Source organism: uncultured Brevundimonas sp., from assembly GCF_937870815.1.
Taxonomy (GTDB): Bacteria; Pseudomonadota; Alphaproteobacteria; order Caulobacterales; family Caulobacteraceae; genus Brevundimonas.
Map to the genome: position 1 here is coordinate 24966 of NZ_CALMZS010000178.1, position 6169 is coordinate 31134.

Consider the following 6169-nt stretch of genomic DNA (forward strand, 5'->3'; position numbering starts at 1 on the left):
ACGAGGGGCGAGGGTCGAAAGAGCCCCGCCCGCGCCGAGGATCGCTTACTCGCCCCTCGCCCCTCGACCCTCGCCCCTTCCCAGATCCCTCAGCACCGCCCGCGCCGCATTGTGCCCCGGCGCGCCGGTGACGCCGCCGCCCGGATGCGCGCCCGAGCCGCACAGATACAGGCCCGGAACGGGCATGCGGCAGTCGGCGTGGCCCAGCACCGGGCGGGCGCTGAACAGCTGGTCCAGGGTCAGCCGACCGTGGAAGATGTCGCCGCCGACCAGGCCGAAACGCCGCTCCAGATCCCTCGGCCCCAGCGCCAGCCGCCCCAGCACCGAGGCCTTGAACCCCGGCGCATGGGCCTCGACCGTCTCGATCATCAGATCGGCCACGGTGTCGCGGTGCTCGTCGGCCAGGTCGGGCGACACATGCTGGCAGAACAGGCTGGCCACGTGCCGGCCCGGCGGCGCCAGGCTGTCGTCCAGGGTCGAGGGGATCAGCATCTCGACGATCGGCCTGGACGACCAGCCGCTCAGCCGGGCCTCGGCGTGGGCCCGGTCCATATAGGCCAGGCTCGGGGCGATGATGATGCCGGCCGTCAGGTGGTCGCCGGCTCCCGGCAGGGCGGTGAAGCTGGGCCGTTCCGACAGCGCCACGTTCATGCGGAAGGTGCCCGAGCCCGACTGATAATTGCCGATCCGCTCGCGGAAGTCCGCCGGGACCACGGCGTCGTCCACGAACCGTTCGAACAGCAGGCGCGGATGCAGGTTGGAGACCACCGCCCGGGCCCGCACCACCTCGCCCGCCTCGGTCACCGCCCCGACGGCCCGGCCCTTGTCGGTCAGCACCTCGGCCACCGGCGCCTCCAGCCGCACCTCGGCGCCCTGTTCGGCGCAGGCTTTCGCCATGGCCTGGGTGATCGCCCCCATGCCGCCGAGGGCGTGGCCCCAGACGCCCTTCCTGCCGTTCACCTCGCCGAACACGTGGTGCAGCAGCACATAGGCCGAGCCCGGCGTATAGGGGCTGGCGTAGTTGCCGACCACGCTGTCGAAGCCGAACAGGGCCTTGACCGGATCGCTCTCGAACCAGCCGTCCAGCCAGTCGCCCGCCGACTTGGCGAACAGGTCCAGCAGGTCGCGCCGCCCCGTGACGTCCAGCCCCGCCGCCCGCCGGCCCAGAGACGCGCCTTTCAGCAGTTCCGGCAGCATGGCCGTCCAGCCGCCTTCGACCACATTGGGCGGCGCCCTCAACACCCAGTCGCGCAGGATCGCCGCCACGGCCTCCAGCCGCCGCTCGTATTCGCGCAGCCGTTCCGCGTCCCGCGCCGAGAATTTCGCCACCTCCGCCCGCGTCCGCCCCTCGCCGGCCAGCAGGAAGCGGCCGTCGTCCAGCGGCAGGAAGTTGGAGACCTTGCGCTCGACCAAGGTCAGCCCGTGCCGGGCCAGTTCCATGTCGGCGATGATCTTCGGATTGAGCAGGCTGACGGTGTAGCTGGCCGTCGAGTTGCGGAAGCCCGGATGAAATTCCTCCGTCACCGCCGCCCCGCCGACGACATGCCGCCGCTCCAGCACCGTCACCTTCAGCCCGGCCCGGGCCAGGTAGAAGGCGCAGACCAGCCCGTTGTGGCCCCCGCCGAGGATGACGACGTCGGTGCGGGTGGCGGTCATGGAGGGTCTGGGGTCTGGGGGCTAGGTTCTAGGGGCTAGGTGCTGGGGATGGACGACCGGTGTAACCGGCCTGAGGCGTCTTCCCTAGCCCCTAGCCCCTAGCCCCTGGCCCCTCGACCCTTCCTCCTCCGGCCGATGCACCAGCGACACCAGCACCACGCTGATCATCATCAGCAGGAACCAGCTGCCCAGCTTGGCCAGCGACACCGGCTCCCAGCCGTCCTCCTGGCCGGGATAGGCCCAGGCCTGCGCCCAGGTCCCGAGGTTCTCGGCGAACCAGATGAACAGGGCCACGAGGAAGAAGCCCGGCAGGAACGGCATCGACCGCCGCCGCCGGTCCGGGGTGAAATAGAACCAGCCGCGCCCGAACAGCAGCGCCGTCAGGGCGAACAGCCCCAGCCGCACGTCCGGCAGCCAGTGATGGGCGAAGAAGTTGACGTAGATCGCCGCCGCCAGCAGCCAGGTCGTCCACAATGGCGGATAGTGGCGAAAGCGGATGTCGAAGATGCGCCAGATGCGCGCGATATAGCTGCCCACCGCCGCATACATGAAGCCCGAGAACAGCGGCACCTCGCCGATCCGCAGCAGCGACGGCTCGGGATAGATCCACGACCCCGCCGCCGTCTTGAACAGTTCCATGACCGTGCCGACCACGTGGAAGACGAGGATCACCCGCGCCTCCTCCCAGCTCTCCAGCTTCAGCGCCAGCATGGCCGCCTGGATCGCCACCGCACCCAGCACCAGGAAGTCGTAGCGCGCCATCGGCGCCCCTTCCGGCCACCACAGCCGCGTCCCCAGCAGCAGCGCCAGCATCGCCCCGCCGAACAGACAGGCCCAGCCCTGCTTGATCCCGAACATCAGGAACTCGAACCCGTAGCGGCTCCACGCGCGGCGGTCCGACCAAGTCTGGAGCCGGCCCAACCAGTGGCGGCCCCAGGTTTCGAGGGGGAGGCGGAGACCGGGCGGCCTTTCCGGCCTCGGCGGGCTCGTCGGCGTCACGGATCAGGCGCGGCCCAGCGCGCGTTCAACAGCCTCGGGGTTGTCGGCGATGACGGTCAGCAGAACCCTGGCCGCGGGGTCCGGCGATCGCCGATTCTGCTCCCAGCCTTCCACGGTGCGCGCGGGTACGCCGAATTTCGCCTCGAACTCCTTCGGGCTACGGGCCACGCTCTTGCGGATACGCCGGACCTGCTCGGCCGTCATGATATCCACGCGACGGACCGGCAGGGCGATCTCCCCCTTGCGGTGCGCGATGGCTTCGCGAAGGCCGGCTTCGATCTCGAGCCCCGGATCGCTTCGGTGGGTCATGTCAGCAACTCCTTGATCAGCGCCTTGAACAGCTTCAGTTCGCCGGCGGTCAGGTCGTCCCGATCGACCTTCGGGTAGGCCGTCAGCAGATAGATCGTGTCGTCCTCGGCCAGAAAATAATAGATCGTCCGACCGCCCCCGCGCTTGCCGCCCTGCCCGAACGAGAAGCGGACCTTGCGAAGGCCGCCGGAGCCGGCGATCACGTCGCCCGACCTCGGGTTTGTCGCCAGGGTCGTTTCGATAGCGTCGAGATCGGCGTCGGAAGCGCCCAGCTTGCGGAGCCTTTTCAGTCCTTTTTCGTAGGATCGGGTTCTAACGAAATCCATTGCTCATAAGATACGTCATAGGCGTATCGAGGACAAGCGGAAATACGCCATTGGCGCATTACCTGCCTTGCGGATCGGCTACCCCCGTCCGCGATACGCCGGCACGCCCTGGTCCGGCAGCCACAACCCCTCGGGCGGTGCCCCGGTCTGCCAGAACACGTCGATGGGCATGCCGCCGCGCGGATACCAGTAGCCGCCGATCCTCAGCCATGTCGGGGCCAGCAGCCCGACCAGCCGCTTGCCGATGGCCACAGTGCAGTCCTCGTGGAAGGCGCCGTGGTTGCGGAAACTGGTCAGGTACAGCTTCAGCGACTTCGACTCGACCAGCCACTCGCCCGGCGCATAGTCGATGACGATATGGGCGAAGTCCGGCTGGCCGGTCACCGGGCACAGGCTGGTGAACTCCGGCGCGGTGAAGCGCGTCAGATACAGCGTCCCCGCGTGCGGGTTCGGCACGCGCTCCAGCTCGGCCGTTTCCGGACTGGTCGGGGCGGCGGTCATGCGGCCCAGCTGGTGCAGGCCGGAGGTGTCGGTGGTCATCGGCGGGGTTTAGCGGGTCGAGGGTCGAGGGTCGAGGGTCGAGGGTCGGGGTGTGGGGTGTGGGGTGTGGGGTGTGGGGTGTAGGATTTCAGGGCCCGAGTATCGGTGGGCGGGAGTTTGCGAGGGATGGGTCGTGGCTTCCGAGCCCCACCCATCCCTCACACCTCACACCCCATACCCCATACCCCATACCCCATACCCAGGCTTCCATTTGCCTTCCCCCGCGACAGCCCGCTATCCGTAGCGAAAGACAAGGCGGGGACACCTCATGGCCATTCCGGCATCGCTGCAAAAGGGCCTCGAGCTGCCGGTCATCGCCGCGCCGATGTTCCTCGTCTCCGGCCCCGATCTGGTCGTCGAGTGCTGCAACGCCGGGGTCATCGGAACCTTCCCCTCGCTGAACCAGCGCACCACCGAGGGCTACCGGGCGTGGCTGCACGACATCAAGGGACGCCTGACCCCTGAGGCGGCCGCCTTCGGCGTCAACCACATCGTCCACCCGACCAATCCGCGGCTGATGGCCGACCTGATGGTCTCGGTCGAGGAGCAGGTTCCGCTGGTCATCACCTCGCTGGGCGCGGTCCGCGACGTGGTCGAGGCCGTGCACGGCTACGGCGGCGTGGTCTTCCACGACATCGCCAACGTCCGCCACGCCCGCAAGGCGGCCGAGGCCGGGGTCGACGGCCTGATCCTGGTGGCCAATGGCGCGGGCGGACACGCCGGGGTGATCAATCCCTTCGCCCTGGTCGAGGAGGTGCGCGCCTTCTTCGACGGGACCCTCATCCTGTCGGGCTGCCTGTCGACCGGCCGCGACGTCGCCGCCGCCACGATGATGGGCGCCGATTTCGCCTATATGGGCACCCGCTTCATCTCGACCACGGAGTCCCAGGCCCAGCCCGAATACAAGCAGATGATCGTCGACGCCGGCGCCTCGGACATCACCTACACCCCCGCCGTCTCGGGCATTCCGGCCAATTTCCTGACCCCGTCGCTGATCGCCAACGGCATCGACCCGAAGAGCCTGCCCGGGCACAAGCTCGACATGGGCGAGGAGGCGCGGGCCTGGAAGACGGTGTGGTCGGCCGGCCAGGGCGCGGGCGCGGTGCACGACATCCTGCCGGCCGCCGACCTTGTCCGGCGCCTGCGCGACGAATATGCCGGGGCCTGCGCCATTTTCGACACGAAGCGGTTCTAGACCGCCCGCTTCCGGGCCTGGCCAGATTTGAAGCGACACCGATGATCCGCACCCTGACGACCGCCGCCGCCCTGCTCGGCTGCGCCCTGCTGGCCGGCGCCCTGCCCGCCGCCGCCCAGGACCAGCCGCCGGCGTCCGGCGCCTGGTCGTTCGCCGTCGGCGCCGCCACCGACAACCGCTCCAAGGCCGTGTCGAGGTCCGACGGCGAGCCCTTCGTCTGGGGCCTGGCCCGGTGGACGAGCGCCTCGGGCCTGTTCTACGCCGGCCCCTCGTTCGAGACGGTCAGGAGCCCGACCGGCTCCGAACTGGAGCTGGAGGCCGCCGCCGGCGTCCGCCCGCAGTTCGCCGGCTTCGATTTCGACCTCGGCGCGGCCTACAAACACCAGGTCGACGCCGATCCCGGGGCCGATCAGGACGCCTGGCAATTCACCGCCGACGCGATGCGGTCGATCGGCCCCGCCGCGGCCCGGCTGCGCCTGCAGTATTCGCCCGACGCCGTCGGCCCCGGCCGGGCCTGGACCTGGACCGAGGCCCAGGTCGGCTGGGACTTCACCCCCAGGCTCTACGGCTCGGCGGCGATCGGCCGGCGCGACCAGGAGGCCGGCGTCGACTACACCGGCTACAACCTCGGACTGAACTACGCCCTGACCCGCCGGCTCGAGGCCGAACTACGCTGGCACGGCACGGACGCGGACGTGCCCGGCGAGCCATACGCCGACCGCCTCGTCGCCGGCCTCAGCTTCGCCTTCTGAGGCTCGCAATCCCGGCCGGTCGTGCCTACCTTGGGGACATGACTCATCGCCCCACCACCCTCGAACGCGCCTATGAACTCGCCCGCGAGGGCCGCTGCCGCACCGTCAGCGACATCAAGCAGGCCCTCTCCGCCGAAGGCTTCGACCGGATCCAGGACGCCCTTTACGGCCCGACCCTGAGCGCCGCCCTGCGCAAGCTGTGTCAGGAGCACTACGTCGCCCCCGCCGTCGACGGCGCCGGCCAGGCGGCCGACGACCTGGCGGGCTGAGCACGGCCGCCTTGCTTTCGCCGCCGTAAACGTTCACAACTCCACGGTCGATCTCTCTGCGAAACGCCACCCTCTGCTTTCGCACTGAGGTCTAGCCGCTCCTTTCAGACCCGACAGGCTCCA

The 6169-nt window shown here is 69.5% G+C and carries 8 protein-coding genes; 3 read left to right on the forward strand and 5 right to left on the reverse strand.

Features of this window, described 5'->3' with window-relative positions; all coding sequences use genetic code 11:
* Positions 1 to 45 precede the first annotated feature (45 nt).
* From Q0588_RS11915 to queF, 5 genes are all read right to left on the reverse strand, one after another.
* Positions 46 to 1656, reverse strand: a complete 1611-nt coding sequence (locus Q0588_RS11915) for an NAD(P)/FAD-dependent oxidoreductase (protein ID WP_298746319.1) — start codon at positions 1654 to 1656, stop codon at positions 46 to 48.
* A gap of 84 nt (positions 1657 to 1740) precedes the next feature.
* Complete coding sequence (locus Q0588_RS11920) at positions 1741 to 2577, reverse strand: DUF817 domain-containing protein (RefSeq protein ID WP_298746320.1); 837 nt, start codon at positions 2575 to 2577, stop codon at positions 1741 to 1743.
* 81 nt (positions 2578 to 2658) lie between these two features.
* Positions 2659 to 2964: a transcriptional regulator gene (locus Q0588_RS11925; RefSeq protein ID WP_298746321.1), complete on the reverse strand. Its 306-nt coding sequence runs from the start codon at positions 2962 to 2964 to the stop codon at positions 2659 to 2661.
* Positions 2961 to 3290, reverse strand: a complete 330-nt coding sequence (locus Q0588_RS11930) for a type II toxin-antitoxin system RelE/ParE family toxin (protein WP_298746322.1) — start codon at positions 3288 to 3290, stop codon at positions 2961 to 2963. The genes Q0588_RS11925 and Q0588_RS11930 overlap by 4 nt, the downstream gene beginning before the upstream one ends.
* 78 nt (positions 3291 to 3368) lie before the next feature.
* Positions 3369 to 3830 carry a preQ(1) synthase gene (queF, locus tag Q0588_RS11935; protein WP_298746323.1) on the reverse strand — a complete coding sequence of 154 codons (462 nt, stop codon included), beginning with the start codon at positions 3828 to 3830 and terminating at the stop codon, positions 3369 to 3371.
* A gap of 268 nt (positions 3831 to 4098) precedes the next feature.
* Here queF and Q0588_RS11940 point away from each other — a divergent pair, with 268 nt between their 5' ends.
* Genes Q0588_RS11940 through Q0588_RS11950 form a run of 3 tightly spaced genes read left to right on the forward strand, consistent with a single transcriptional unit; the run spans position 4099 to position 6046 of the window.
* Positions 4099 to 5025 carry a nitronate monooxygenase family protein gene (locus Q0588_RS11940; protein WP_298746324.1) on the forward strand — a complete coding sequence of 309 codons (927 nt, stop codon included), beginning with the start codon at positions 4099 to 4101 and terminating at the stop codon, positions 5023 to 5025.
* A gap of 41 nt (positions 5026 to 5066) precedes the next feature.
* A complete protein-coding gene (locus Q0588_RS11945) occupies positions 5067 to 5777 on the forward strand; it encodes a TorF family putative porin (protein WP_298746325.1) in 711 nt (236 codons plus the stop codon).
* 38 nt (positions 5778 to 5815) lie between these two features.
* A complete protein-coding gene (locus Q0588_RS11950) occupies positions 5816 to 6046 on the forward strand; it encodes a hypothetical protein (RefSeq protein ID WP_298746326.1) in 231 nt (76 codons plus the stop codon).
* Positions 6047 to 6169 lie beyond the last annotated feature (123 nt).